Raw genomic sequence first — 25,338 nt, 5'->3', positions numbered from 1 at the left:
TCGACGTCCGTGAGGCGCATTTCGCGGCTGTTGTGAAAATAGGTGAGCCGCTCGTGGTCGAGCCCCATCAGGTGCAGGATCGTGGCATGAATATCGTGTACGTGCGCCTTGTTTTCGGCCGCGGCAAATCCAAAATCGTCGGTCGTGCCATACGTCACGCCGCCGCGGATACCGCCACCGGCCATCCACATCGTAAATCCGCGCGGGCTATGATCGCGGCCGCCCCGGTCTCCCTGTGAGGTCGGCGTGCGGCCGAATTCTCCACCCCATACGACCAGCGTCTCGTCCAGCAACCCGCGCTGCTTGAGGTCTTTCAACAGAGCAGCGATTGGTTGATCGGTCTCGCCGCAATGCAGCGCGTGGTTGGCCTGCACGTCGGTGTGGGCGTCCCAGTTTTCGTCCAGATGGCCTCCGCCGGAATAGACCTGCACGAAGCGGACGCCGCGCTCGACCAGGCGGCGCGCCATCAGGCAGCGTCGGCCGAACTTTTCGGTCTTGGGGTCGTCGAGCCCGTAGGCCGATTGCGTGGCGGCGGTTTCCTGCTCGACATCGACCGCCTCAGGCGCGCTTGCTTGCATGCGAAAGGCCAACTCGTAAGTTTCCAGCCGCGCAGCCAACTGGCTATCGGCCACGCCGCCAGCAGGGCCCAAGTGTTCAAGCTCGCGCATCAAGTCCAATTGCTCGCGCTGCTGCGCCGCGGTCACGCCGCCGGGCGGCTTCAGGTCGATGAGCGGGTCGCCGGTCGTACGGAATTGCGTTCCCTGGAATGACGCCGGCATGAAGCCCGAACTCCAATTCGGCGCTCCGCCGATTGGCCCACCGCGATGATCGAGAAAAACGACGAAGGCCGGCAAATCCTCGTTCACCGAGCCCAGCCCGTATGTGACCCACGAGCCCAGGCAGGGATAACCCTGCCGCACGAAGCCGGTGTTCATCTGCAGCAGGCCCGAGCCGTGGGCGAAGCTGTCGGCATAGCACGAGCGGATGATCGCCAGGTCATCGGCGCACGTGGCCAGGTGCGGAAACAGGTCCGAGATTTCCACGCCCGACTGCCCGTGCTTCTGGAACTTGCGCGGCGTGCCCATCAGCATGCCGGGATTGCGGCTCTTGAAGAGCGGATCGTTGTCGAGATTCGGGATCGGCTGGCCGTGGCGCTTGTTCAGCTCAGGCTTGGGGTCAAAGAGGTCGACCTGGCTCGGCCCACCGTAGTTGAAAATGAAGATGCACGATTTGGCCCGCGAGGCGAAATGCGGTGGCCGTGGCGCGAGCGGTGAGCGGGTGGCGGCCGTCGCGCGCGAGGAAAAGAAGCCGTCGCGATCCAACATCCAGGCAAGCGCCGTGCCGACGAAGCCACCGCCGGCCTGCCAGATAAACTCGCGGCGCGAACGCCCACACGGCGTCAGCCGCGGCAGCGCGCCGTTGATCGCGGTTCTGTTTTGTTCAGCACTCATTCGCGTATCCGCGCCTCGTCGGACCCCATTATCGGACATACACAAACTCGTTGCCGTTGAGCAGCACCAGGCAAAAATCGGTCAGCGCCCGCTGCCGAGCGTCGACCGGCTCCTTCGCCTGCTGGTTTTCGGCCGCGATCCGCCGCGTCTGCCTCGCTAGAAAACCAAGCACCGCGTCGCGCTCGGCGTCGGACGCGGGCCGGGCCATCGCCAGGCGATACGCCAAATCGACACGCGCGCGATCGTCGTCGCCCGCTTCGCGCGCCAACCGTGCGGCCAGCGCCTGCGCTTGCTCGCGAATGAACGCGCCGTTGAACCACGTGAGCGCTTGCGGCGCCACGGTCGAGACCACACGCTGCTCGCACGAACCATTCGTATCGGGGAAGTCGAGCACTTCCAGCTCGGGCACCAAGAGCGTGCGTTTGACGAACACGTACACGCTGCGCCGCGCCGCCTCGGACGCCTTCGATTTGCCCCATCCATTGCCCGGCTTCGATTGCGTGGCCATCACCTCGGGCGAGATCATGGGATAAACGCTCGGTCCGCCGCGGTCGCGATTGAGCGTGCCGGCCGTAGCGAGCACGCAATCGCGCACCGCCTCGGCCTCGAGCCGCCGTGGCGGATAACGCCACAAGAGATCGTCGGCCGGATCGCGAGCGGCGATCTCGGGCCGAGTGGCCGACGACATCTGATACGTGTTCGACAGCACGATCAGCCGGTGCAGAGGTTTCAGTCGCCAGCCGCCGGCAACCAGCTCCGAGGCGAGCCAATCCAACAGCTCCGGATGCGTGGGCATTTCGCCCATCACGCCGAAATCGTTCTCCGAGCCCACGATCCCATCGCCGAAATGATGCTGCCAGAGGCGGTTCACCAGCACGCGCGAGGTCAGCGGATGGTCGGCGCTCGCCAGCCACGCCGCCAGTTGCGCGCGCCGGCCCGTGCTCTTCGCCGTGGGCGTCGCCGGCGGTGGCGGACTGTCGACGAGGATCGCCGGAAAGCCGGCGCCGACCTCTTCGATCGAGTCGCGCGGATTACCGCGCCGCCACACATGCGACGGGCCGGCCTGGTTGGATTCTTCGAACCAGATGTACGCGCTGGGCAGCGCGGTCGGCCGCGCCTTGTCGGCCTCGCCCAGCCGGCGCTCCAACTCTTCGAAGGATTGCTTCTCGCGGTCATCGCCGCACCGCTCGAGCAATTGCTTCAACTTCGGGCGGAATTTTTTGACCATCTCGTGCTGCTTGGCATTGCGCGCGGCGGGGTCGACGAGAAACGCCTCGGCCGCGTCGGCCGGCAGCACGAGAGCATCGATGTCCGCCCCGCCGGTGGCCGTGGGCAAAGCTTCGACGGCGACCAAACCGACATCGATGTACTGGCCGCCCGTGGTCTGCGAACAATGGACCGCCAGCACGTTTTTGCCAGGCACGAGCGCGGCCACGCCGTCGCCGTAAATCGGCTGCGTTTTGTAATCGACGGTAAAGCCCGCCACCATCGCCGCCAGGACGCCGTTGATATAGACCTCGCAGGCGTCATCGTGATGCACGAGGAATCGCAGCCGCGCGCGATCGAGCGAAGCGAGCGCCTCGGCCGTGATTTCGAACTCGCGCCGCAGCCAAATGTCGTTCGATTTCCACGGCGTGCGCACCACGGCGCCGGGCGTCCCTTCGTCGCCAAAGCCGCCGGGCCCTTCTTTCCAGGTTCGTGCATCGAAGTTCGATTGCTCCCACCCCTCGGGCGGTTTTTCTTCGGTGTAGCGCCACGCCTGCGGCTGCTCACGCGAAGTCGCGGCCACGGCGTGCATCTCGGGCGTTCGCAGCATGCCGGCCGACGCCAGGCGCTTGCTCAGCGCCCATTCGGCGCGGTCGCGCTCGCCGCCGAGCGATGCCATTTGCTCGTCGATCGCCTTGGTCGCCGCCTGGTACGCCGTCAGCTCGGCCGCGGTGCCCACCATGCGGTCCAGGTCGGTGCGTCCCTCCTGCGGCCGCTTGAGCGGTTCGAAGATCGCCAGCATCCGCGTGTAATCGCGCTGCGTGAACTGTTCGAACTTATGGTCGTGACACCGGGCGCAGCGCAGCGACAACGCCATGAACGTGGACACCGTCGTGCCCAGCACGTCGTCGAGCTGATCGTAGCGATCGACGACCGCGTCGGCCGGCTCGTCATCCCACGGCCCGAGGCGCAAGAACGTCGTCGCGATGCAGGTTTCCGCGTTGGCGTCGGCCAACTCGTCGCCGGCCAATTGCTCGGTCAGGAAGCGATCGAACGGCTTGTCCGCATTGAACGCCTCGATCACGTAATCGCGATAACGCCAGGCACTCGGTTTTGCGCCGTCGCGCTCATAGCCGTTCGACTCGGCATAGCGAACCACGTCGAGCCAGTGCCGCCCCCACCGCTCGCCGTACTCGGGCCGGGCCAGCAGGTCATCGACCACGCGCGACAACGCCTCGGGCGAGTCGTCGGCAAGAAAGGCGTCCTGTTCGGCGGGCGTCGGCAGCAGGCCAATCAGGTCGAGATAAACGCGCCGCAAAAGGGTCAGCCGATCGGCGGGCGGATTCGGCTCGATTTTTTCGTCTTCGAGCCGCACGAGCACGAAGGCATCGATCGGATTCTTCACCCAGGCGCTGTTCTTGACGGCCGGCACCGCCGGGCGCTTAGGCAGCACGAACGACCAGTGCTCCCGATCCGACTCGTCGAATTGAAAGCGCCCATAAGGTTCGTCGGCCACGGCCTGCGCGCAGAGAACCGCCAGCGCGCCCACAAGCGCGGGAACAACTGTACTGAGGGGCGAAAACCTTCGCAGCATCGGCAGGGGCGACTCCCTGGTTGTCTCACACCTCGGCGGCCACAACGGCCGCCGATCAGGGGACGCATAACGCTCTCGGCAGGATGGCCTGGCAGGCCACGCCCCTTGAGCATACCAGGAGCACCCGTAACATCAAGATTTTTGGATGCGTTGGAGGGACTTACCACGGAGACACGGAGGCACGGAGAAAGGCAGACGAGTAGGCTGCTGGCGACCTGCCGCAAGAGGGACCGTATTCTTTCAACTCATCACTTAGCACTCATCGCTCCGCGCTTGTTGGCCTTGCCATTCCCTCCGTGCCTCCATGTCTCCGTGGTGCGTGCGCTTATCTCCGCCTCTCCGCCACTTCCGGATTGACCCAGGCCCGTAGCGGCTTGCCTGTCACTCCGGCGATCAGGTTATCGGCCGCGATCTCGGCCATGGCGTTGCGGCTCGACACGGTGGCACTGGCGATGTGCGGTGCCACGACGCAGTTGGGCAACTTCAAGAGCGGATTGTCCGCACGCGGCGGCTCGGGATCGGTCACGTCGAGGCCGGCCGCGAAGATCACTCCCTTGCGAAGCGCGTCGGCCAGGTCGGCCTCGACCACCAGCGGCCCGCGTGCCGTGTTCACGAACACCGCCGTCGGCTTCATCTTCTTGAATGCCGCGGCATTGAACATGCCGCGCGTCGTGTCGTTCAGATCGGTATGAACCGAAATGAAGTCCGACTCGGCCAGCAGCGTGTCGAGATCGACGCGCCGGGCGTTTAGCTCTTTTTCCGCGGCGTCATTCGCGTACACGTCGTGGTAAAGGACCTTCATGCCCCAGCCGCCGTGGCAGCGTCTGGCCATGGCCAGGCCAATGCGACCCAGGCCGACGATGCCAATCGTACGGCCCGCGAGGTCCTGGCCGATGTGCCCTTTGGGCTCCCAGGTTTTCCACTGGCCGCGCTCGGCGTACTTCTGCGATTCGACGATCCGCCGCGCCGCCGAAATCAAAAGCGCAAAGGCCATGTCGGCCGTGGCATCGGTCAATACGCCGGGCGTGTTGCCGACCGCGATTCCGCGCTCGGTGGCGGCCGGCACATCGATATTGTTGAAGCCGACGGCGTAATTGCTTACCACCTTCAGCCGCGGGGCCGCGTCGAGCAGTGGGCCGTCGATGCGCTCGGTCAAGAGGGACAGCAATCCTTCGCAGCTGGCGATGCGCTTCTTCAGTTCGTCGGCCGAGGGAGGCAACGGCTCGCTCCACACGTCGGCGTCGCAGAACTCGCGGACTTTATCCAACCCGGCGTCAGGAATGATGCGGGTGACAAATACTTTGGGCTTGGGCATGATGAACGTTCGCTCTCGGCAGGGAAATGCGCGGGGAAGGAAAACGCCCCTAGCATACCGCCGCCGGTAGCCGCCCGTAATGGGCCGCCTCGTCCCTCTTCGCAAAGCCGGAACCAAGAGTCTTCCTCGATCATGGCGCAACGTCATTCCCGTCCCGATGACGCCGCGGCCGTGGGCGAATCGTCAGCGAGCGTCATGCCGAGCGTCGCGATCCGGAAGGTCGCCTGGGGGACAGCGATCCTCACGTTGTTCGGCCTCACACCCTCGCTCTTTCTGCACGCGACGGGCGATATCCGCAATCCCGATCCGTTCTATTACGCCCAGGCCGCTCGGCAGGTATTGGCCGGCCAGCGGTTGTATACCGAGGTCTGGCCCGACAAACCGCCCGTGCTGGTGTGGGCCTACGCGTTGCCGCAGTTGTTCGTCCCGCGCTCTTACCGCGGAATTGCGTTTTTCTGCGGTTGCTGCGTTGCGGCGACGGCCGCTATGTACGTCTGGGCGTTTCGGCGCGCTCCGGCGGCGGCCGCGGCGTGCGCACTGTTTCTGGCGCTCTTTCCGTTGTCGTATTGGGACTGGGCCTGTCCCTCGTCCGAGATCGTGGCCAATCTCTTCGTCGCTCCGGTCCTGATCGCGGCGCTCGAGATCTACCGTCGCGGCCAGAGCTCGCTCGCGCTGTGCCTGACGATCGGCGTTTGCGGCTGCCTGGCATTTCATGTCCGACAGAACATGGTGCTCAGCCTGTTCGTACCGATCTTCGCGATTGGACAAACGCCGCGCCCATGCGCCGAGAAGCTGCGCGCGCTGGCCACGATTGCCGCTAGCGGGCTTGCCTGCTGGGCAGTGATCCTGGCTGCCGTTTTCGCGACCGGCGATGTGCCGATGTACTTCTGGACGGTCTTTGTCTACCCACGGCTGTACGCGAACCTCGGCGCATACCAAGGCAATGCCGACTGGCGATGGATGCTCAGCAGTGGGCCGCTGCCATGGATCGTCGCGATCTTTGGAATTCTGGCGGCCACCAGTCGCCGGCAGACTGCTTTCGCGTTTGTCGTGCTCGCCGTGGGATGGGGCGCGGCGATGTTGCCGGGGCGCAATTATTCTCACTACTGGGCCAACACGTTTCCCTTCGTCGCGCTCGTTGTCGGCTTGGGGGTAGAGCGTTTGGCGAAGAAGACTTCCTGGAAGGCGTGGCTCCTGTCAGCCGGACTGGCCGTCGTCCTCGTGCAGGCGATGTTCTCGTACTTCGGCAACGAACGCTTCGGATCCCGGGACCTGGAGAATTACGAGAGCATCGCAGCCGTCGCCGACGAAATTGCGCCACCCGGCGGCACTCTGATGGTCGTGGGCGCCATGCCCTGCGAGGCGATTCAGTTCGCCTCGCGGCTGCGGCCGGCTAACACCTTCCAATGGATGTTCCATTTGCTCGAACCGAATCATCGGATCCTGCCCACGCCGCTTGAGGAAATCGAGCGCGAGTACCTGGATTCACCGCCGGATGTGCTGGTGAGCGGGGGTGCCCAGGGCGGACGATTCCACGTGGGAATGGCGCCCGAAGAGATACCCGCGGACGTGCGGCTCGTGCAGGCGCTGTTGGTCCGATACAACTACCGGCCCGTGGCGCGCTTGGGAGATTTCGAAATCTTGCGGCGCTTCGAGAAATAAGGGATCGCAGTCGCTGCGCGCGTTACGAAAATCGACGCGCGCAGCGACGGATTCTCCCATTGTTTATTCGCCCGCCCTGAAGTCGACCAGATCGAGCGGAATCTCGCGTTGGCCGAAGCGCATCACCTGCTTGACGGCTCCCACTCCCGGCGCGAACCAGTAGGTGCTCGTCACCTCCATGCCCTTTTCGACGGTGGCGATCCGGACCTTGGCGACGGCGAATTTGCCGAACGGTACCTGCACTTCGTCCATGGTGATGCTGCCGTCGAGTTCGAAGTCCTCTTTGCCCACGCGGCTCCTGCCATGCCAGGTATCGCCGTCCTTGATGGGGAACTTGATGACGCACACCGGTGGAACAACGTCGGAGCCGTTGTAGCGGTAGCGGAAAACTCCCTCGTCGGTCGCGCGCAGATGCTCCGTGGCGACGACCGCGCCGTTGGATTCGGCATCGACGCGGTAAAGAACGACGCCGTCGATTTCGTCTTGTTTGGCGACGCGCGTCACGAGCGTCGATTGCTTGCCGTCGGACTCCAACTGGTACGTCCACTCGTTGCCCACCTTGAGCGGATAGTAGTCGGCGTCGTTCGTCTCGGCCGCCAACGTCGTGCCGGTCCAGGCGGCGGTCATCACTGCCGCGATCAATAACGAGCTTGCGCGCATCGCATTCTCCTCATCTTCATTGAGAGATATCGGTAAAAGGCCCCTGCCTGGTAATAGCGTGCTGCCGTCCGATTGGTTACGGGCCCAGGCCAATCCAGGTCACAAGTAACAAGGGGGCTTTCTAGGCGCCCGCTGTGAAGTCCACGAGTTCATACAGCATTTCGCGGTCGCCGAAACGCATCACTTGCTTGACCATGCCGACGCCTGGTGCGAACCAATCCGTGCTTCTGATTTTCATGCCGTTTTCGCTGGTGGTGATGATCACCTTGGCGGCGGAGAACTTGCCGAAGGGAACCTCGACTTCGTCCAGAGTCGTGCTGCCGGTAATGTCGAAATCTTCACGGCCGACGCGCGCTTCGCCTTCCCAGTTGTCACCCTGTTTGATGGGGAATTTGATCACGCATAGCGGCGGTTCTATTTGGGCGCCGTTGCGGCGGCAGCGGTAAACTCCCTCGTCGGTCACACGCAAATGCTCGGTGACCGAGATCTCGCCGTCGGTTTCGGCTTCAAGGCGATACAGCATGACGCCGTCGACCTCCTCTTCCTTGACGATGCGCACGACAAGCGTCGACTTCTCGCCGTCGGACGTCAAATCGTAAGTCCACTGATTTCCGACTTTGAGCGGATAGTAGTCGGCGTCGTTCGTCTCGGCCGCCAACGTCCTGCCGGCCCAACCAGCGGTCATCATCGCCGCGATCAATAACAAGCTTGCGCGCATCGCATTCTCCTCAACGGTCAAAGAGAGAAATCGGTACCGGGCCCCTGCCTGGTGATCGCGCGTTGGCGTCCAACAATTTGTCGGCGTCGGCCCCATGCCAATCTAGGCCATAGGCGACGTGAGACGGCCGATGGGACCGCTATAGATGGCGCAAACGGAAAGAAAGCCGACTCGATCCATCGGATGTGACCGAGTTAATCGCGCAAGATGGCTTGGCTCTGCGGGGCGATCGATCGCACTCCGGGCCACAGCATGACGGGACGCCAAGGTCAGCCCCGTGATCAAGCGGATGCCGCCAGTGTGATTATGCCTTTGGCGCATCGGCGGGCTTGGCCGCGTCAGCCGGCTTGGCCTCTTCCGGCTTCTTCTCCTCGGGCTTCTTCTCGTCCGGCTTTTTTTCTTCCGGTTTGGCCGCGGCGTCGGCCGGCTTGGCTTCCTCGGGCTTCTTTTCCTCTGGTTTCGCCGCTTCAGCCGGCTTTGCCGCGGCGGCAGCCGCCGCGTCGGCCGCCGGAGCCGCTGGCTGCGCGGGAGCCGCCGGAGCGGTGCGCGGGAAGACGTCCTGGAATTCGAGTTTTTGCACGAACTTCACCAGGTGTGCGCCTTCCCCCTGACCGCCGACGGCCAACATCTGGCCCCCCGGCGCAAAGGCCACGCTCCACACGGTTCCTTCCAATCCGCCGAGCGTGCCCATCTCTTGCCGGCTGTCGACGTTCCAGAGCTTTGCCGAGTGGTCATGGCTGCCGCTGGCCAGCACTTTTCCATCGGGCGAGAAGCGGACGCTGGTCACCCAATTCTTGTGCCCGGCGAGCGTGGCCGCTTCTTTTGCCGTGGCGACGTCCCACAGTTTCACCGCGCGATCGGCGCTGCCGGTGGCCAGGGTCTTGCCGTCGGGCGAAAAGGCAACCGCCGTGACCGCGTCGCCATGTCCTTCGAGTTTGGCTTTGCTCGTTCCGGCGGCGACGTCCCATAGCTGGGCGGTCTTATCGCCGCTCGAAGTAGCGACCGTGGCGCTATCGGGCGAGAAGGCGATGCCCGTCACCGAACCGGTATGCCCTGCCAGGGCCTTCACCTCGGCGCCTGTGTTTGGATCCAAAAGCTTGGCCGTCATGTCTTCGCCGGCCGTGGCCAGCAGCTTGCCATCCGGCGAGAAAACCATGGCCGTGACCCAGTGTTTGTGCGGCTGGACCGAGGCCTTTTCCTTGCCGCTCTCGACGTCCCACAGTTTGAGCACTCCGTCGTAGCTCCCCGTGGCCAGCGTCTTGCCGTCGGGCGAGAAGGCCACGGCCCACACGGTGCTTTGATGGCCGTCGAGTTTGGCCTTTTCCTTGCCGGTGGCGACGTCCCACAGCGTCACCTCGCCCGGCCGATACAAAAGCGTCTGCCCCCCGACCGTGGCCAGCGTGTTGCCATCCGGCGAAAAGGCGAGCGCGGTCACCCAATTGCGGTTCGTGGCCAGCGACGCGGGTTCATCGGCCATGGCCGGCCGGGCAACGAGGCTCAGCAGCGCGGCCAGCGTAACGAGTCCGATCGCAAGCAACTGGTCGGTGGGTGTCTGTCGGCGAGGCATAGCGTAGTTCTCCATAGACTCGCGATTTTTTGGCGCGTGATGTTTGGCTGCCAATGTTCTTAAGCTTCTGACGTGCGGCGCTTCGTGGCGGGCGGGGGAACGGGCGGGTCTCTCGGGCAGCCCACCCCGTAAAGACGACCTCACTATCGTAATCCGTTCGTCGGCAGTTCGCCACGACCGATTACCGCGCCGCCGTATGCTTGTCGAGCCGGCGAGCGGGCTTAGAATGAGCAGTTCCGACTGCGGCCGCTTGTGTCGCGACCCGCAGCAATTCACCGCAAGGAGTTTGGCGACCCATGTCAGGACCGATCGTGCGTTCGGGCCCCAGCCCGGAATTCTCGAAGAATTGGGACAGCGTTTTTGGAGGCAAAAAAGGCAAGTCGGCGGCCAAGCCCGCCAAAAAGGCTACCAAATCGGCCAAGGCCAAGCCGGCCGCAAAGCCCGCCAAGAAAGCGATCAAGAAAAAGAAGTAGCGGTCGGGCCGCAGGCTCGCTTTGCCTCGCATTCACCGCAAAGACCCTCGCTGGCGCGTCGGGCTAGTGCTCCCCAGCGATCGTTGGCGTCGCTCAGCCGCTGAGCGACATCAGATCTTCGGTGATGTAGCGCAGGATGTCGCGCACCGAGACGATGCCGACCACTTTGCCCGCATCCATGACCGGCATGTGCCGGTAGCCGCCGATATCCATTTTGTGCAAGACGAAGGCGATCGGCGCGTCGGACGTGACCGTGTCAGGCGCCTTGGTCATGAACTCGCGCACCGGGCGGCTGGCGAGTTTCCCGGCGTCGATGTTCAAGCGCAACAGCGCGTCGCGTTCGGTAAAGATGCCGACCATCTGGTCCGCCTCGGTCACCACGACGCAGCCGATGGCCCGGGTGACCATCAGCTCCAACACCGAGCCCACGGCCGTGGCCAGATCGACCGCCAACGGCTTGCGCGGGCCGAGCATGTAGACCTGATCCTTGATCAGGCTGTGCTCGACCTTGGAGGACGCCCGCGGCTTGCTCAAGAAGCCCAGCGGCTGTTGACACTGCTCGCACTCGTCAACGCCGTCGATGTTCTCTTCTTTGCAAAACGGGCAGATGACCATCGGATGTAGATGCTTATAGAGTTACGACACAGTCCACGTGTCGCCGGAGAGGAACAGCTTGTTGAGATCGCCTTCGCCCTTGGCCTTCTTCGCCTCGACAATCTGCGCATTGAGCAGCTCGTCGTACATTGGCTTGTTCACGGCGCGGAACACGCCGATCGGCTCGGGGAATTCGGGGTGTGACATGCGGCTGAGCAAGTAGGCCAGGCTCGGCTCGGGGGCCTGTTCGTCGTGGAACAGCAGGTCGTCCTCGGAAATGCCTTTCCCCAGCTCGACGATTTCGGGATTCATGCCGTTGAGGCGAATCCCCTTGTCGCGATTCTTGCCGAAGATCAGCGGCTTGCCGTGCTCCAACTCGATCGTCGTGTCGGACTTCGTCTCGCGATCGGTGGCGTAGTCGTAGGCGCCGTCGTTGAACACGTTGCAGTTCTGGTAGACCTCGATGAACGACGTGCCGCGATGCTCGGCAGCCCGCTTCAGCACCATGCCCAGGTGCTTGATGTTCGTATCAATCGAGCGAGCGACGAAGGTTCCTTCGCAGCCGATCGCGATCGATAGCGGGTGCAAGGGATTGTCGATGGCGCCCATGGGTGTGCTCTTGGTGACTTTACCCAGCGGCGAAGTCGGCGAGTATTGCCCCTTGGTGAGGCCGTAGATGCGGTTGTTGAAGAGCACGATGTTGACGTCGAGGTTGCGGCGGATGGCGTGCATCAGGTGGTTGCCGCCGATGCTCAAGCCGTCGCCGTCGCCGGTGATCACCCACACCGTCAGGTCGGGCCGGGCGGCTTTCAAACCCGTGGCCACGGCCGGCGCGCGGCCGTGAATCGAGTGAATGCCGTAGGTGTTCATGTAATAGGGAAACCGGCTCGAACAGCCGATGCCCGACACGAAGACCATCTTTTCGCGCGGCACGCCCAGCGAAGGCAACACCTTCTTCATCTGGGCGAGGATCGAATAATCGCCACAGCCGGGGCACCAGCGCACTTCCTGATCGCTGGCAAAATCGTTGGCCGTCAACACGGGCAAGGAGGTCGAGGTATCAGTGCTCATTACGCGATAAACCTATGCCAGAAGTTCGTTGATCTTGTTGGTGAGTTCGTACACGCTGAACGGCTTGCCCTGCACCTTGTTGAGGCCCACGGCATCGACCAGGTAGGTCCCGCGGATCAACAAGCGGAGCTGCCCCTTGTTGAGCTCGGGGATGAGAACCTTTTCGTAATTCTTGAACAGGTCGCCCAGGTTCGCCGGGAACGGGTTCAAATAACGCAGATGGGCGTGGGCGACCGAGCCTCCCTTGGCTTGCACCTCGCGCACCGCGGTGGCGCAGGCGCCGTAGGTGCCGCCCCAGGAGAGGACCAGCAGCTTGCCCTTGGCCGGACCGTCGACGGCTTGCGCCGGGATGTCGAGCGCGATGTTGGCCACCTTCTTGGCCCGAAGGTCGACCATGTGCTGGTGGTTGGCCGGCTCGTAATTCACGTTGCCGGTGATGTCCTGCTTCTCCAAACCGCCGATGCGGTGCATCAGGCCCGGCGTGCCCGGCAACGCCCAGGGGCGGGCCAACCGCTCGTCCCGAGCGTAGGGATGGAAGACGTCGCCGTTGGAGAGGGCTCCCGGGTGCTTAACTTCGATCGTGCCCAGCGATTTCACGTCCGGCAGCTTCCACGGCTCCGAGCCGTTGGCGATGTAGCCGTCGGTGAGCAGGAAAACGGGCGTCATGTAACGCACCGCGATCCGCCACGCCTCTTGCACGGCGTCAAAGCAATCGGCCGGGCTGCGGGCGGCGACCACCGGCACGGGGCATTCGCCATTGCGGCCACACACGGCCTGCAACAAGTCGGCCTGTTCGGTCTTGGTGGGTAGTCCCGTGCTCGGACCGCCACGCTGCACGTTGATGATCAGCAGCGGCAATTCGGTCATGACGGCCAGGCCGATCGCTTCCTGTTTCAGCGCGATGCCCGGTCCGCTCGAGGTGGTGACGGCCATGGCGCCGCCGAAGCTCGCTCCGATTGCCGAGGTGACGGCGGCAATTTCGTCCTCGGCCTGGAACGTGCGGACGCCGAAATTCTTGTGCTTGGCCAGCTCGTGCAGAATGTCGCTCGCCGGGGTGATCGGGTAGCTGCCCAGGAACAGCTCGCAATTGCTGCGCTTGGCAGCCGCGATCAGTCCGTAGGCCGTGGCCTCGTTGCCCATGATGTTGCGATACAAGCCCGGCGTCAGCTCGGCCTTGTTGACGCGGAACTGGCTGGCAAAGGCCTCGGTTGTTTCGCCGTAGTTGAAGCCGGCCTTGAGGGCACGGCGATTGGCCTCGGCGATTTCGGGCCGCTTGCCGAACTTGGCTTCGATGTAACGCATCGTCGGCTCGAGCGAGCGATCGTAGAGCCAGAAGATCAGGCCCATCGCGTAGAAGTTACGGCAGCGATCGGCCTCCTTCACGCCCAGGCCCAATCCTTCGACGGCCAGACGCGTGAGCCGGGTGACTTCGACCGGGAACACCTGGTAGGCCTTCAGGCTGCCGTCCTCGAGCGGACTCTCTTCGTAACCAGCTTGTTTGAGGCCCTTCTCGTCGAAGGCGTCTTTGTTCACCACCAGGATGCCGCCCGACACCAGGTCGACAAGGTTCGTCGTGAGCGCGGCCGGATTGAAGGCCACGAGGGCATCGACCTGGTCGCCCGGCGTGAAGATTTCCTTGCTGGCGAAGTGAATCTGGAAACCGCTCACCCCTGCCTTGGTGCCGCGCGGGGCGCGAATCTCGGCCGGAAAGTCCGGAAACGTGGCAATGTCGTTGCCCGCCAGCGCCGACGTATTCGTGAATTGGGTGCCGGCCAGCTGCATGCCGTCGCCCGAGTCGCCGCAAAAGCGCACCGTCGCAGAGACCAGCTCCTTGACAGGCTTGTGGGGATGCTTGGCCTCACGTGGAGCAGTTTCAGTACTCATAGCCATCGACTCATTGTCCCTTAAGTAAAGGCAATCGCACGGTTCGACGCTGCGAAGGAATCATCAATCATCACGAAGGCGTTTTGGCGGGGGCCAACGACGCGCCCGAGGTGCGGTGCGTTATGGTCCTTCTCGTTGCTGCATCACCGGATGCGGCACAGGGGGGAGGTTGTAGATCGTCTTGGGAAAGTGCTGTACCAGGTAGTGAATGATCCCGGCCACATTCAGCAAGCCGGAAGGGCGGCCCGCGCCGTCCACGATGGGCAATCGGCGATAACCGCCGGTCGCCATCTTTTCTACGGCCAGACCCAGCTTATCGCCCGCCTGCACGGTGACCGGCTTGGGGGTCATGACTTGCTCGACGGGCGTGGCCAGATCCGTGTTGCGCGCCATCACCTTCAAAGCATCGCGCTCGGTGAAGACCCCGATCAAGACGCCGTCCCGACAGATGAGCGCACTGTGACGGTTACGTTCGCGGAGCAGCAGCAGAACATCGCGCAGCGAGGTTCCTGGCTCGACGTAAACCGGCTCGACGGGACCGGCCCGGTCGACCGATTCCGTCATCAAATTGAACTCGATGTCCACAGTCCGTACCTCGAACAGCAGACCCACGTTCGCCGAGCGAGCGGCGAAGGAATCAGGCAGGGCGCTCGCCTGTCTGGGCGAGAAGCCCATCTCGGCGAGCAGAAATCTCGGGTCTCGCTGCGATGCGGCAGGAACAGACGATTTTGCTGCCGGCAACGGCTCGGCGAGCTTATCGTGCTGTCAAGCGCCAACCTTAACACCCAGGCAAAACGGCAACAAGCGGCCAGGGTCGGAAAACTCTCTTGGAAACTGCTCGGAAAACTCTCGCGAACCCGCAAATTCTGGTCGTTTCACCGAATGTACCACGATCCCTCGCCGCGTTGAACGGCAATTGAGGTCTTTTCCCAAGTCCTATACGTGGCAACGCTCTTCGACGGATTAATCGTTGCCAGCACCTTACAGAATCGACAGAACCGGGGCCGACCATCGACCCGTCTAGGGCGCGTCGCTCACGGGCGGCTCGTCATCATCCGGCAGGTGCGCCGTGCGGCCGTAGAACTTCGTGAGGTCGATGCCCCCTTTCTGCTCTTCTTCGAGCAGCTTCAGGCGCGTTTCCAGCCGTTCGACACGCCGCAGCAAGGTCGGCAGGATCTGCCGGCTCTCATCGACCTTCTTCGGTCGCGGCACCGTGGGGTAGTGCAAATGACGCTCAAGCGCCGCGAACAACAAGAGCGGATCCTTCAGGCGATTCGCCAGCGCAATCCGCCCCTCCTTCACCCCGAATAGCGCCGGCTTGTCGTTCGGGCTGCTGCGCCCCAGCCGGGCTTGCGTCTCCAGGTAATGCTCGCTGCGCACGTAGACCAGATCGGCAAAGTCGATCAAGCCGATCTGCTGCCGCACGGTCCGAATCCACTCGCGCCACAATTCGTCATACATCGGGTCTGCGGCGATCGCATCCAGGCCCCGGTCATAGCCCAGCCGGTTCCGGCACAGGCATTCGAACTGGTAGAGGAACATGCCCTGCCGCGTTGATCCCTCGGCGCGGTACAGCGCCTCGCGCTCCAGTATCGACAAAGCCACGGCGAAATCGAATTTGCCGCGCTCGTTCTCCGCCGCCTGCACCACGAATGTCTGAAACGGCGTGAAATAGTGCGGCAGCCGCGCCATGGCCGGACCGAACACGCCCGTCAGATTCAACTCGCTGGCCAGAAAATCGATCGCCAGCGGAAGCTTCGTGGTGGCCAGGATTTCTTCGCGCACCGACTTCAGCAGGTCCTGGGTGGCCAGTTTCTGCTCGGCGCGCTCGCCAAGAGTCCGGAAGAAATAGGCCTGCTCGACGTATTCCTCACGATCCAGCATCGGCGGCCCTATAACGCGAATCCTCAGGCAGTTTTACGCGGTTTTTCGGTGGAAGTTGCCGGTGCCCGACCGTAGCGAGGCGACCGGCCACGTCTATAATCCAATATTACTCCCCGGCCCGGCAGATCGTCGCCGGGCTTGTGCGTCGGGTCTCTCGTGGACGTTCGTTTTTCAGGAAGCTTTGATGTCTACCCGCTTCTCTTCGATCGAAAAAGCCGTAGCGGCGATTGCCGCCGGCCGCCTCGTCATCGTGGTCGACGCCGAGGATCGCGAGAACGAAGGAGACTTCATCTGTGCGGCCGAGAAAGCAACGCCCGAGACCGTCAACTTCATGATAACGCACGGTCGCGGGCAGGTGTGCATGCCGCTCTTGCCCGAGGCCTGCGAGCGGCTGAAGCTGGGGCCGATGGTCGAAACGAACACGGCTCCCTTGGGCACGGCTTTTACCGTGCCGGTGGATCACCGCACGGCCAAGACCGGCATCACGGCGCAGGAACGGGCCACCACGATTCGTGCGCTCGTGGATCCGCACAGCACTCCGGCCGATTTCGTCCGGCCGGGCCACTTGTTTCCGTTGATCGCCAAGGAAGGGGGCGTGCTGCGCCGCGCCGGCCACACCGAGGCCGCCGTCGATCTCGCGCGGCTGGCGGGGCTATCGCCAGCGGGCGTGTTGTGTGAAATCCTCGACGCCTATGGCAATCGGGCCGACCGCGAGGCGCTGTTCGGCCTGGCCGCGCAGCATCATTTGGAAATCATTTCGATCGAAGAGTTGATTCGCTTCCGCCGCCGCAGCGAGAAGCTGGTTTATCGATTGAACGAGCCGGCGCGCTTGCCGACGCGGTACGGCCAATTCGAGATCATCGCCTATGGCGTACGCTACGAAAGCCAGGAGCCGATCGTGCTGGTGATGGGCGACCTGTCGAAGGTCACGGCACCGCTCGTGCGCTTGCACTCGTCTTGCTTCACCGGCGATCTGCTCAGCTCGCTGCGCTGCGATTGCGGCGACCAGTTGCAGATGGCGTTGCAAATGATCGGCAACGAAGGAGCCGGCGTGCTGGTCTACTTGCCCCAGGAAGGGCGCGGCATCGGACTGATCGAAAAACTCAAAGCTTATCGCCTGCAGGACGAGGGGCTCGACACGGTCGAGGCCAACCTGGCGCTGGGCTACAAGGCCGACACCCGCGACTACGGCGTGGGCATTCAATTGCTCAAGGATCTGGGGCTGACCAAGGTCCGACTCTTGACCAACAACCCCAAAAAGACCGACGCCTTCATCTACGGCGGCTTCGATCTGCAGGTCGTCGATCAGGTGCCGATTTTGCCGCCTATCAACGAGCATAACGCCGGCTATCTGGCCACGAAGCGCGAGAAAATGGGGCATCAGCTCCCCGAGTGACGTGCCAATTCGCCGCGAACTGGCAATTCCCGCGCTTTCTCGTTTGACCGCTCGCCAAACCTGAAGTACGTATCCATTGGCGGTTGCGTATCACATCTAGACCGCCCAGACTGGCATTTCGAGCACGAGCAATTCGAGTGGCAGAGCGGGTCCGATCCTGCACCTCCCCTTGGGCAGTCGTACGTTCCGCTTTTGCGATATTGTGTGGTTTTTTTTGTCGTTTGGCGGTCCGGACTAAGCGCCGCAATCGCACCAGGCCCAGGGGAGACATCGAGCGATGGCAACGGTATCCACGGCAGCGGCAACGGTAAACACGATAGGGCGAATACCAACTCCTGACGCCGACGTCGCGACAAGTGTGCGGACATTGCTCGCCAATAGCTATCCTAGCGAGCGCACGGTGGAACGCCGCCGGGCGCATCGGTACCCGTTTCCCCATCTGATCGTGCTGACTCCCGTGATGCCCGACGGCGTTACCCAGGTCGGTCCACCGGTAGTGGCGGCGGGCAAACAGATTTCCGAAACCGGGCTCGGCTTCTATCACCCCGCTCCGTTGCCCTTCCGCCGGGTGATTGCGTCCCTGGAACAAGGGCCGGGCAACTGGATCGGCTTCTTGATGGACCTGCACTGGTGCCGGTTCACGCGCTACGGCTGGTACGAAAGCGGCGGCCGGTTCCTGCAGTCGGTCGTATCGCCGCTGAACGTGAAGCCGTGAAGGCTTTGAGCTGTCAGATGGCCAGGGGTAACCAGGCTACGCCGACTTTTCGCCGGGCGCCGTCGCATGATGCACGGTCGCCTGCGTGAGCATGGCCTGGTCGAAGCGCGTCCGCAATTCGGCGGCGCGCTCGGGGGTCCACCAGCGGATGAAGTTTTGCCGCGTGCGGGCGAGGTTTCCCTTTTCGACTTCGGCCAGCTCGCGCAAGGCCTCGGTCTCGGGCCCGTCGTCCCATTCGGCCAGCCATGTTTGAAAGCGCGCCAGCGCCGCGGCATGATCGTGGATATCGCCCAGCCGCGCCTGCACCTCCTCGAAGCATGGATACAAATCGGTGCGGAAATCCGGGCCGAACGCCGCCGCAAAAACTTCCATCGAATAACGTAGATGCTTGGCCGTGATGCGGAAGCGGTGCAGCGCGTCCAGGTCGGCCGTGTCGCCGGCGCCCGCTTCGAAAAATGGCTCGGCCACGGTACGCAGGCACCCGGCCGCGGCCGCCGCAAAGCTCGGCTCGGGCCCGTCTTCGCGCCAACGGACACGCTTAACGATCTTGTCGATACGGCCGCCAAACCGCTTGTCCGCCAGCTTTTTCCGCACCTTGCGGACCGGCGCCTGGGCACCGTCGCGCGCACGCTCCACGCGATACAAAAGCGCCGCTCGGCCACTGGACGGGTTCGCCTCGACCCATTCGGCAATCCGCCGGCCTAGCACGTCCAGGTCTCGGGCTTCGCTGGCGGCGCGGCGGATACGCTTCAATTTGCGATCGAGCCAGTCGGCATCCTTTTCCGCCATCAAGGAGCGAAAAATGCGCAATAGCGCCACCGCGCGGCGCGTCGACACGCGCACCTGGTGAACGTACTCGATGTCCCGGTCGCTTTTGAACGAAGCCAGTGGCAAGTAGTAGGCCACGGTTCGCAGCCGCGCGCGCAAGGCCTCGCGGGCGGCGTCCGAAACCGGATCGCCCGGGGCAGTCCCTTGAATCCATTTCCCTTTGCGCACTCGTAGGTCCTCGGACGACAGGCGCTGTCGCCTTCTTTCTCTACCTTTACCCGCTCCGCCACTGATTCAGGGCGCCGCGGGCAACAATCGCTCCAATTGTTCGATCAGTTGCGGACCGCGCAGATCGATCGCGATCACCTTCCCCTCGCGATCGACGAGGAAAGACGCGGGAATTGCATGAATGTCGTATTTCACCGCGAGCGGATGCTTCCAGCCGCCGCGGTCACCTTCGTTGAACAAGTTGGGCCAGGGGATTTCCTCGTCGCGCAACACCTCGGTCAGCGCGGCGAAATCGGTGTCCAGGCTGATCCCGATCACTTCGAAGCCGCGCTTGTGAAACGTCGCGAAAGTCTCTTTGAGCTGCGGGATCTCGGCCCGACACGGCCCGCACCAGGTAGCCCAAAAATCGACCAGCACGATCTTGCCACGATACGACGCCCAATCCATCGGCATCCCGTCGACTTGCGTCCCGGAAATCTCGAGCGGCTTGCCGATCAGGCTCGGTGGCTTGGTGGCTTTTTCAATGCTGCGGCCGTAACGGGCTAGCTCGCGATCGTCACTGCGAGCAAAGGCCGCGCCGAACTCACGATACGAACGCGCCGCAAGCTCATCGTCCGGCACGCGGTTGATGATCCGCACCGTGCCCGACGCCAGACGAAGATCGCGGGCCGAGGGCGTGCTTTTGCTCACGTACTCGCGCACTTCGTCCAACAGCGGGGGGAGCTTTTCGGGCGGCACCTCATCGGCTGCTAAGACGCGCTGTTCGAGGTCAAGAAAGCGCACTTCGGCCACGATCTTCTCGCGCGTATCCTTTTGCAGGACCGGCAGCAGTTCGCGAATCTGATCGTCGCACGCCTTGTCCCCCCGCGCGGCCTGATAATGCAATTCGGTCAGCCGCTCGAGGAGTGCGACGGTTTTTAGCGAAGCATCGGCATCGGACGCGAGAATGCGATCCGCCGCGTCGAGGATCGCCAGCGAAAAGCCAGGCCGACTGCGCAGGCTCTTGGGCTTCGATTTCATGCGATCGATGAAATCGAGTAATTGTTCGGGTGACAGCCCAGGCCGGGCCAGGTACAAGTTCGCCGGCTGGGCCTTGTCTTGCGTATCCGCCGGTTTGCCGGCATCGTCGTCGGCGTAGCCCGGTGCAAACAGGAGACCGGCGACGGTCACGCACATGGCGAGCAGGAAGGCGGCTGACGCGCCAGACGTCTTGAGTCGATTCGGGCGAGCCACGGGTGGCCGTCGACGAGGCGTAGTGTCACGCCTTCGACCGTTGCCGTCGGGCCCAATGCTCTTGTGTCGCATGATCTAGTGCCCCGCGCGATTCCTGGCGCGTACCCCGGCCTGTCGCGCCGCCGTGCGCTAGATTCCAAAAACGCTGCGCCCCCCGTCCACGGGCAAGCAAACACCGGTAATGTAGTCGTTTTCCAAAAGGAATACGACCGCCTGGGCGATGTTTTGCGGCGATCCCTCGCGTCGTAAAAGCGTGCCGGCGATCGCCTTCGCTCGCTCGCTGGGCGAAAGATCATCGGGTAGCATGACCGGTCCCGGCAGAATGGCATTCACGCGGATACGTGGATTCCGGCTGGCCAGTTCCGCGGCAAAGGTGCGTGTAAGCGTAGGAATTGCCCCTTTCGAGGGAAAGTACGCCGCGTAATCGAGGTACGGCCGCGCAATGGCCCAATCGCCGAAGTTGACGATCGTTCCGCCTTGCGTTTGTCCGACCATGATTTGCCCCACTTGCTGGCAGAACAGAAACGTGCCGAGCGTGTTGATCTCGAAGTTCCGCCGCACATCGTCGGCCGTGACTTCTTCCAGGCGTTTCTTTTGCCAGATCGCGGCGCAATTCACCAGGGCGTCGATCCTGCCAAAGTGATCGTGCGCCCGGCGGACGGCAGCGCTCACCGCCCGCTCGTCGCGCACGTCGGCGGCGACCGTGATCGATTCGCTACCGGCGGCCGACAATTCATCGGCCAGCCGCTGTGCGTCGACGATCGACGTGTTCGCGTGTACCGCCAGGCGGTAGCCTCGCGCCGAAAGGGCGCGTGCCACGACGCTCCCAATCCGCGGAGCGCCGGCGCCAGTCACCAGCGCCACCGGTTGTTCGGCCGGAGGTGCTTTTGCCGAGTTCGTCAACCGTAGCTCCTTTCGCTGCGCGAATGTTCGAACGTTGCCGCTCACGATTCTAGCTGCTCAGGCACCGCGCCGCTTTTGAATGCGCATAAGCAGAAACGAGAGCACGCCAAGCAGCACCGCGGCCGCGCCGGTTAGCCCGATCATCTCCCGCGATTCGTAACGGGCTGGCCAGCGCAGCTCGACCACCCATCTCCAGACAGCGATATACGCGATCGCAACGACTGCCAGAACGGCCGTGGCTGGTGCGGTTTTGCGACCCGATGGCATTTTCGCCAGCCGCCCGACGAATGACAAAGCCAGCGTGACGGCCGCGATATCGAGCGCCGGCCGCGGTCCGAGAAACGCACCCACGAAAGTCGCGGCAACGACCGATGGCTCGAAGGGGATTTCGGCATCCCGGGCTCGGCCGGTCGATGACCAGACGATCAGCACGCCCAGCGCCGCGCCGACGAGCACTCCGGCGAACCCCAAGCCCGGCTCGGCAAAGTCACCGAGTTCGTCGGTGGGATAGAGTCCCGGGGCGTAGAGCGGCAAAAACAGCCCCGCGGCCAGGCCCAGCACGATAAACCGTGGCGGCACGCGGGCGCCATCCCAAGCGAAAAGCACCGTGACGATCAGCAGCGAGGCCAAGAGAGCGTGATACAACCAGAGGGCCAGCAAGCCCTTTGACGATTCCGGCGCAACGCCGGGCAGATTTAAGCCGGCCCTTACCAGTTCGACGTAAGCCAGCGCGGCGAAGGCGCAACCCGTCGCAAATTCCACCGCCGGGTAGCGCGGCGAAATCGGCGCCCGACAGGCGCGGCACCGCCCGCCTAGCATCAGCCAGCCCAGCACCGGCACATTGTCGTAAATCCGGATCGGCTTTTTGCACTTCGGGCAGTGGGAGCCCGGCCACAACAAGCTCATCCCCAGCGGCAGCCGCCACGCGACAACGTTCAAGAAGCTGCCTACGCACGCCCCCACGGCAAAGCACCACAGCAGAATCAAGAGCGGTGCTAAGGCCATGCGATCAAAGTGCCGCGGAAAAGTCATGAGCCCCCGCCGACGACGCAGGGCCCAAACGTGGTGCAACTACTAAATAATACCGTGCAGCGGGCCGCCGCGCGCGGCCAGGCGATCGACACGCCGCGACACTTCCGGGTCTTCGACAAGTGGCGGCGCATGGTGCGGTTTCGCCCGGGCGTCGATCACGAGCGAGCCCGCGCAACCCCAGTGTTTGGCCTCGGTCGCGGCCGCGATGCCGTGAACATCCGCCGCCGGATTCGAGCGGGTGAACGTGACCCACAGGAAATTGTTAAGCGACCGCGAGGCGAACTCGCTATCGTCAACAATGACGACGAGCGGAAACCGATTGATCGTATCACTCGGGGTAAAGGCTGCGCAGAACGCTTCGACGCTCGTGTCGTCCCGTCCGCGATGCTTGGGCCCTGTCACGACGAGTACCCCTGGCAGCGCCACGCGCGGATCGTGGAAGTCGTCCGGCAACCGCGGAAGCTCGGAAATCGTCGCGGGCAATTCGCGCACCACCGGGCCGGAGGCGGCGATGACGACTTTCGATCCCTCGTTCAGCCCGGTACCGGAATAATCGAGCGTATCGATCGTGGTTCGCGTCTGGAAATGCAGGTCGCGCCCCCAATTGACACGCGCGAGCAAGTGACCGAGGAACGCCCGAATGTCATGGATGTCGAGCCGCGAGTCGTCTTCCCCATCCACGATCAGCAGATACTTGGCCAGTGACATTTGCCCCTGCCCCAACAGGGCGTTGGCCTGCGTGAGTAACTCTTGCGGTTGCCGGCGCACCGCATAGGGGACGTAGCGCTCGCTGCCGATCGCCAACAGCAGCGGATGCACACCGGCCGCATCGACAGCGTGTACTGCGCGCACCCCCGGCACCAGCGTCGGCACCACGGGCCCCGTCAGCTCGTGGATGAATTGTCCGAAGGATGTATCCTCCTGCGGTGGCCGCCCGACCGTTGTGAACGGCCAGATGGCCCCGGGCCGGTGATACACGTGCTCGACGCGTAGCACGGGGAAATCGTGCGCCAGCGAGTAATAACCCAAATGGTCGCCAAAGGGGCCCTCGGGCAATTGCCGATCGGGATCGACATGGCCCGTAATGCAAAAGTCGGCCTCGGCCACGATCGGCAAGCCACCGGACGATGGTCGCACCATGCGCAAGCGACGCCCGCCCAGTGCGCCGGCAAATGTCACCTCGGGCATTCCTTCCGGCAGCGGCATGACCGCAGCCACGGCCAGCGCCGGTGGTCCGCCGACCAGGATGTTGACCTTCAACGGTTCGCCACGACGAATGGCCGCGGCATGATGCACGCCGATGCCGCGGTGAATCTGGTAGTGCAGCCCGACTTCCTCATTCGCGCGATACTGATTGCCCGCCAGCTGCACGCGGTACATTCCCAGGTTCGATTGTCGCCAACCGGGTGCGTCGGCATCCTCCGTGTAGACCTGCGGAAGCGTGACGAAGGGGCCGCCATCGTCGGGCCAACTGGTCAGTTGCGGCAATTGGTCAACGGTTGTCTCGTGCGCGAGAATCGCCCCGCTGCGCACGAATTGCGGCAGCATGTGCAAACCCGTGCGCGCCGCGGGAAGATAGCGCCAGGGGCGCCGCGCCGCCTGGCTGGGATCGACTTTCAGCTCGACCAGCCGCGACACGGCCTCGAGCGTGTCGCGAAACATGAACCGTAACCGCTCGATGGTGCCGAACAGGTTACTGACCATCGGGAAAGGCGTGCCGCGCACCCGCGCGTAGTAGACGGCAGGCCCGCCAGCGGCATAGACGCGGCGCTGGATCTCGGCCGCTTCGAGGTACGGGTCGATCTCTTCTCCGATGCGCACGAGCTGCCGGGCACGCTCGAGATCGGCAATACAAGCGGCGAGCGTCCGGTAGCCCATGGGGTTGGTTTTGGGGTTTCGATGGCTTTGCAGGGAGCCGCGCGCAGCGGAACCGGTCCGGCCCTGCGCGCGACGAATTCGTGTAGAATTCTAGCCGATGTCAGCGCGGTGCGTCGGAGGACCAGGTCGTTTCGTGGCGCAGGTTGCCCTGACGATTTCGAAGGAGGCCCCATATGTCGACGAACAGCCTGGGACGCCCCGAAATGGACGAGTATCATGGCCCCTTCGCCCGCTATGTCGAACTTGTGCCCGAGCGGGGCGTGCTCGACCTGTTGGCCGAGCAACATAAGTCGGCGGTCGCCATGCTACAACCGCTCGACGAGGCGACGGCTAACACCTTGCACCCACCCTACACATGGTCGATCAAGGAAGTCATCGGCCATATCACGGACGCTGAGCGAGTTTTTGCGTATCGAGCGCTGCGTGCGGCACGCGGCGACACGACCCCGCTGCCCGGCTTCGAAGAAAATGATTACGCCCGCCAGGCCCATCACGGCACCTTTCCGCACGCCGATTTGTTGTCTGAATTCAGCCACGTGCGGCAGGCCAGCATCGATCTCTTCCGCCACCTGGACGAAGCGGCCTGGCTGCGGCGCGTAACGGCCTCGGGCATGTTGCTCAGCGTACGCGCCTGGGCCTACGTGATCGTGGGCCACGCCCGGCATCACCTGGCGATCGTCGCGCGAAGGCTGGGGCAGGGAAGCCGATCGGACCAGACTGGGCTTTAGAATATCGATCAAGCGGGCCGAGGTTGGCGAGATCGGGCGACTGAAGAATCCTCTCGACGTCTCGCCAGGACATGGGAAAGTGCTGAGATGGTCGACGTTCAACTCAATGATTCGGCCGCTCTTACCGCCAACGCTACTGCCCAGGGCTTAACAGTCCAGGCGTCCGCGAGGCCGGGCTGCTGCCCGTCGCTTTTGATGCTTCCGACGGCGTTCCAAGAACGCCCGGCCGACTGAGCTGTGCCGGCGGCTTTCCTGTTCGTTCGCGGCGTTGATTGGACGAGAAGCGCGAAAGCGCTTGATCATCAAGCGGATGGGGAGGGATTCGAACCCCCGGGGCACTTGCGCACCCAGCAGTTTTCAAGACTGCCGCATTCGACC

21 protein-coding genes are annotated in these 25,338 nt (G+C 63.5%); 5 read left to right on the top strand and 16 right to left on the bottom strand.

Annotation, left to right across the window (positions count from 1 at the left end):
* The 3 genes from VHD36_00825 to VHD36_00815 all read right to left on the bottom strand — a co-directional run.
* Positions 1–1,451, bottom strand: a 1,451-nt coding sequence (locus VHD36_00825; GenBank protein ID HVU85832.1) for a DUF1501 domain-containing protein, incomplete at its 3' end; no start/stop codon positions are given.
* Positions 1,452–1,479: 28 nt separating this feature from the next.
* Positions 1,480–4,251: a DUF1549 and DUF1553 domain-containing protein gene (locus VHD36_00820; GenBank protein HVU85831.1), complete on the bottom strand. Its 2,772-nt coding sequence runs from the start codon at positions 4,249–4,251 to the stop codon at positions 1,480–1,482.
* A gap of 325 nt (positions 4,252–4,576) precedes the next feature.
* Positions 4,577–5,566, bottom strand: a complete 990-nt coding sequence (locus VHD36_00815) for a D-glycerate dehydrogenase (protein ID HVU85830.1) — start codon at positions 5,564–5,566, stop codon at positions 4,577–4,579.
* 132 nt (positions 5,567–5,698) lie between these two features.
* Between VHD36_00815 and VHD36_00810 the strand changes: the two genes are divergently transcribed.
* Positions 5,699–7,228 (top strand): hypothetical protein, encoded by a 1,530-nt coding sequence (locus VHD36_00810; GenBank protein ID HVU85829.1) that lies wholly within the window; start codon positions 5,699–5,701, stop codon positions 7,226–7,228.
* 63 nt (positions 7,229–7,291) lie between these two features.
* On the opposite strand, the gene VHD36_00805 is transcribed toward VHD36_00810, so the two are convergent.
* From VHD36_00805 to VHD36_00795, 3 genes are all read right to left on the bottom strand, one after another.
* On the bottom strand, positions 7,292–7,888 hold the full coding sequence (locus VHD36_00805) for a hypothetical protein (GenBank protein HVU85828.1): 597 nt from the start codon (positions 7,886–7,888) through the stop codon (positions 7,292–7,294).
* A 121-nt stretch (positions 7,889–8,009) separates the two neighbouring features.
* Positions 8,010–8,606: a hypothetical protein gene (locus tag VHD36_00800; GenBank protein HVU85827.1), complete on the bottom strand. Its 597-nt coding sequence runs from the start codon at positions 8,604–8,606 to the stop codon at positions 8,010–8,012.
* Positions 8,607–8,910: 304 nt separating this feature from the next.
* On the bottom strand, positions 8,911–10,173 hold the full coding sequence (locus VHD36_00795; GenBank protein ID HVU85826.1) for a WD40 repeat domain-containing protein: 1,263 nt from the start codon (positions 10,171–10,173) through the stop codon (positions 8,911–8,913).
* A 296-nt stretch (positions 10,174–10,469) separates the two neighbouring features.
* On the opposite strand from VHD36_00795, the gene VHD36_00790 reads away from it, so the two are divergent.
* Positions 10,470–10,646, top strand: a complete 177-nt coding sequence (locus tag VHD36_00790) for a hypothetical protein (protein ID HVU85825.1) — start codon at positions 10,470–10,472, stop codon at positions 10,644–10,646.
* Between the two features lie 93 nt (positions 10,647–10,739).
* Here VHD36_00790 and VHD36_00785 read toward each other — a convergent pair whose 3' ends face one another.
* From VHD36_00785 to VHD36_00765, 5 genes are all read right to left on the bottom strand, one after another.
* Complete coding sequence (locus VHD36_00785; protein HVU85824.1) at positions 10,740–11,261, bottom strand: CBS domain-containing protein; 522 nt, start codon at positions 11,259–11,261, stop codon at positions 10,740–10,742.
* A 21-nt stretch (positions 11,262–11,282) separates the two neighbouring features.
* Entirely contained in the window at positions 11,283–12,311 is a 1,029-nt protein-coding gene (locus VHD36_00780; GenBank protein ID HVU85823.1) for a 2-oxoacid:ferredoxin oxidoreductase subunit beta, read from the bottom strand.
* A 12-nt stretch (positions 12,312–12,323) separates the two neighbouring features.
* A complete protein-coding gene (locus tag VHD36_00775; GenBank protein HVU85822.1) occupies positions 12,324–14,195 on the bottom strand; it encodes a 2-oxoacid:acceptor oxidoreductase subunit alpha in 1,872 nt (623 codons plus the stop codon).
* Positions 14,196–14,315: 120 nt separating this feature from the next.
* Entirely contained in the window at positions 14,316–14,759 is a 444-nt protein-coding gene (locus VHD36_00770) for a CBS domain-containing protein (protein HVU85821.1), read from the bottom strand.
* Positions 14,760–15,215: 456 nt separating this feature from the next.
* Positions 15,216–16,079, bottom strand: a complete 864-nt coding sequence (locus VHD36_00765; protein HVU85820.1) for a hypothetical protein — start codon at positions 16,077–16,079, stop codon at positions 15,216–15,218.
* Positions 16,080–16,263: 184 nt separating this feature from the next.
* On the opposite strand from VHD36_00765, the gene ribA reads away from it, so the two are divergent.
* Both ribA and VHD36_00755 read left to right on the top strand, forming a co-directional pair.
* Entirely contained in the window at positions 16,264–17,475 is a 1,212-nt protein-coding gene (ribA, locus tag VHD36_00760) for a GTP cyclohydrolase II (GenBank protein ID HVU85819.1), read from the top strand.
* Positions 17,476–17,752: 277 nt separating this feature from the next.
* Entirely contained in the window at positions 17,753–18,190 is a 438-nt protein-coding gene (locus VHD36_00755; GenBank protein ID HVU85818.1) for a hypothetical protein, read from the top strand.
* A gap of 36 nt (positions 18,191–18,226) precedes the next feature.
* On the opposite strand, the gene VHD36_00750 is transcribed toward VHD36_00755, so the two are convergent.
* The 5 genes from VHD36_00750 to VHD36_00730 form a co-directional block, all read right to left on the bottom strand.
* A complete protein-coding gene (locus VHD36_00750) occupies positions 18,227–19,186 on the bottom strand; it encodes a CHAD domain-containing protein (GenBank protein HVU85817.1) in 960 nt (319 codons plus the stop codon).
* Between the two features lie 66 nt (positions 19,187–19,252).
* On the bottom strand, positions 19,253–20,419 hold the full coding sequence (locus tag VHD36_00745; GenBank protein ID HVU85816.1) for a TlpA disulfide reductase family protein: 1,167 nt from the start codon (positions 20,417–20,419) through the stop codon (positions 19,253–19,255).
* Between the two features lie 129 nt (positions 20,420–20,548).
* The gene (locus VHD36_00740) at positions 20,549–21,322 is read right to left on the bottom strand and encodes an SDR family oxidoreductase (protein HVU85815.1); all 774 of its coding nucleotides are present in this window, start codon (positions 21,320–21,322) and stop codon (positions 20,549–20,551) included.
* 57 nt (positions 21,323–21,379) lie between these two features.
* A complete protein-coding gene (locus tag VHD36_00735; GenBank protein ID HVU85814.1) occupies positions 21,380–22,354 on the bottom strand; it encodes a prepilin peptidase in 975 nt (324 codons plus the stop codon).
* 42 nt (positions 22,355–22,396) lie between these two features.
* On the bottom strand, positions 22,397–24,232 hold the full coding sequence (locus tag VHD36_00730) for a UbiD family decarboxylase (protein ID HVU85813.1): 1,836 nt from the start codon (positions 24,230–24,232) through the stop codon (positions 22,397–22,399).
* Between the two features lie 173 nt (positions 24,233–24,405).
* Between VHD36_00730 and VHD36_00725 the strand changes: the two genes are divergently transcribed.
* Positions 24,406–24,960, top strand: a complete 555-nt coding sequence (locus VHD36_00725) for a DinB family protein (GenBank protein ID HVU85812.1) — start codon at positions 24,406–24,408, stop codon at positions 24,958–24,960.
* Positions 24,961–25,338 lie beyond the last annotated feature (378 nt).

The organism is Pirellulales bacterium (assembly GCA_035546535.1).
Classification (GTDB): Bacteria; Planctomycetota; Planctomycetia; order Pirellulales; family JACPPG01; genus JACPPG01.
Note: the sequence above shows the minus strand (reverse complement) of the source record. Positions and strands in the feature narration are given on the sequence as shown.

Coding starts and splice junctions, on each gene's coding strand:
- VHD36_00785 (HVU85824.1), bottom strand. CDS start 11,261: ATGGTCATCTGCCCGTTTTGCAAAGAAGAGAACATCGACGGCGTTGAC.
- VHD36_00790 (HVU85825.1), top strand. CDS start 10,470: ATGTCAGGACCGATCGTGCGTTCGGGCCCCAGCCCGGAATTCTCGAAG.
- VHD36_00820 (HVU85831.1), bottom strand. CDS start 4,251: ATGCTGCGAAGGTTTTCGCCCCTCAGTACAGTTGTTCCCGCGCTTGTG.
- VHD36_00765 (HVU85820.1), bottom strand. CDS start 16,079: ATGCTGGATCGTGAGGAATACGTCGAGCAGGCCTATTTCTTCCGGACT.
- VHD36_00725 (HVU85812.1), top strand. CDS start 24,406: ATGTCGACGAACAGCCTGGGACGCCCCGAAATGGACGAGTATCATGGC.
- VHD36_00780 (HVU85823.1), bottom strand. CDS start 12,311: ATGAGCACTGATACCTCGACCTCCTTGCCCGTGTTGACGGCCAACGAT.
- ribA (HVU85819.1), top strand. CDS start 16,264: ATGTCTACCCGCTTCTCTTCGATCGAAAAAGCCGTAGCGGCGATTGCC.
- VHD36_00735 (HVU85814.1), bottom strand. CDS start 22,354: ATGACTTTTCCGCGGCACTTTGATCGCATGGCCTTAGCACCGCTCTTG.
- VHD36_00815 (HVU85830.1), bottom strand. CDS start 5,566: ATGCCCAAGCCCAAAGTATTTGTCACCCGCATCATTCCTGACGCCGGG.
- VHD36_00755 (HVU85818.1), top strand. CDS start 17,753: ATGGCAACGGTATCCACGGCAGCGGCAACGGTAAACACGATAGGGCGA.
- VHD36_00770 (HVU85821.1), bottom strand. CDS start 14,759: ATGACGGAATCGGTCGACCGGGCCGGTCCCGTCGAGCCGGTTTACGTC.
- VHD36_00805 (HVU85828.1), bottom strand. CDS start 7,888: ATGCGCGCAAGCTCGTTATTGATCGCGGCAGTGATGACCGCCGCCTGG.
- VHD36_00775 (HVU85822.1), bottom strand. CDS start 14,195: ATGAGTACTGAAACTGCTCCACGTGAGGCCAAGCATCCCCACAAGCCT.
- VHD36_00795 (HVU85826.1), bottom strand. CDS start 10,173: ATGCCTCGCCGACAGACACCCACCGACCAGTTGCTTGCGATCGGACTC.
- VHD36_00730 (HVU85813.1), bottom strand. CDS start 24,232: ATGGGCTACCGGACGCTCGCCGCTTGTATTGCCGATCTCGAGCGTGCC.
- VHD36_00800 (HVU85827.1), bottom strand. CDS start 8,606: ATGCGCGCAAGCTTGTTATTGATCGCGGCGATGATGACCGCTGGTTGG.
- VHD36_00810 (HVU85829.1), top strand. CDS start 5,699: ATGGCGCAACGTCATTCCCGTCCCGATGACGCCGCGGCCGTGGGCGAA.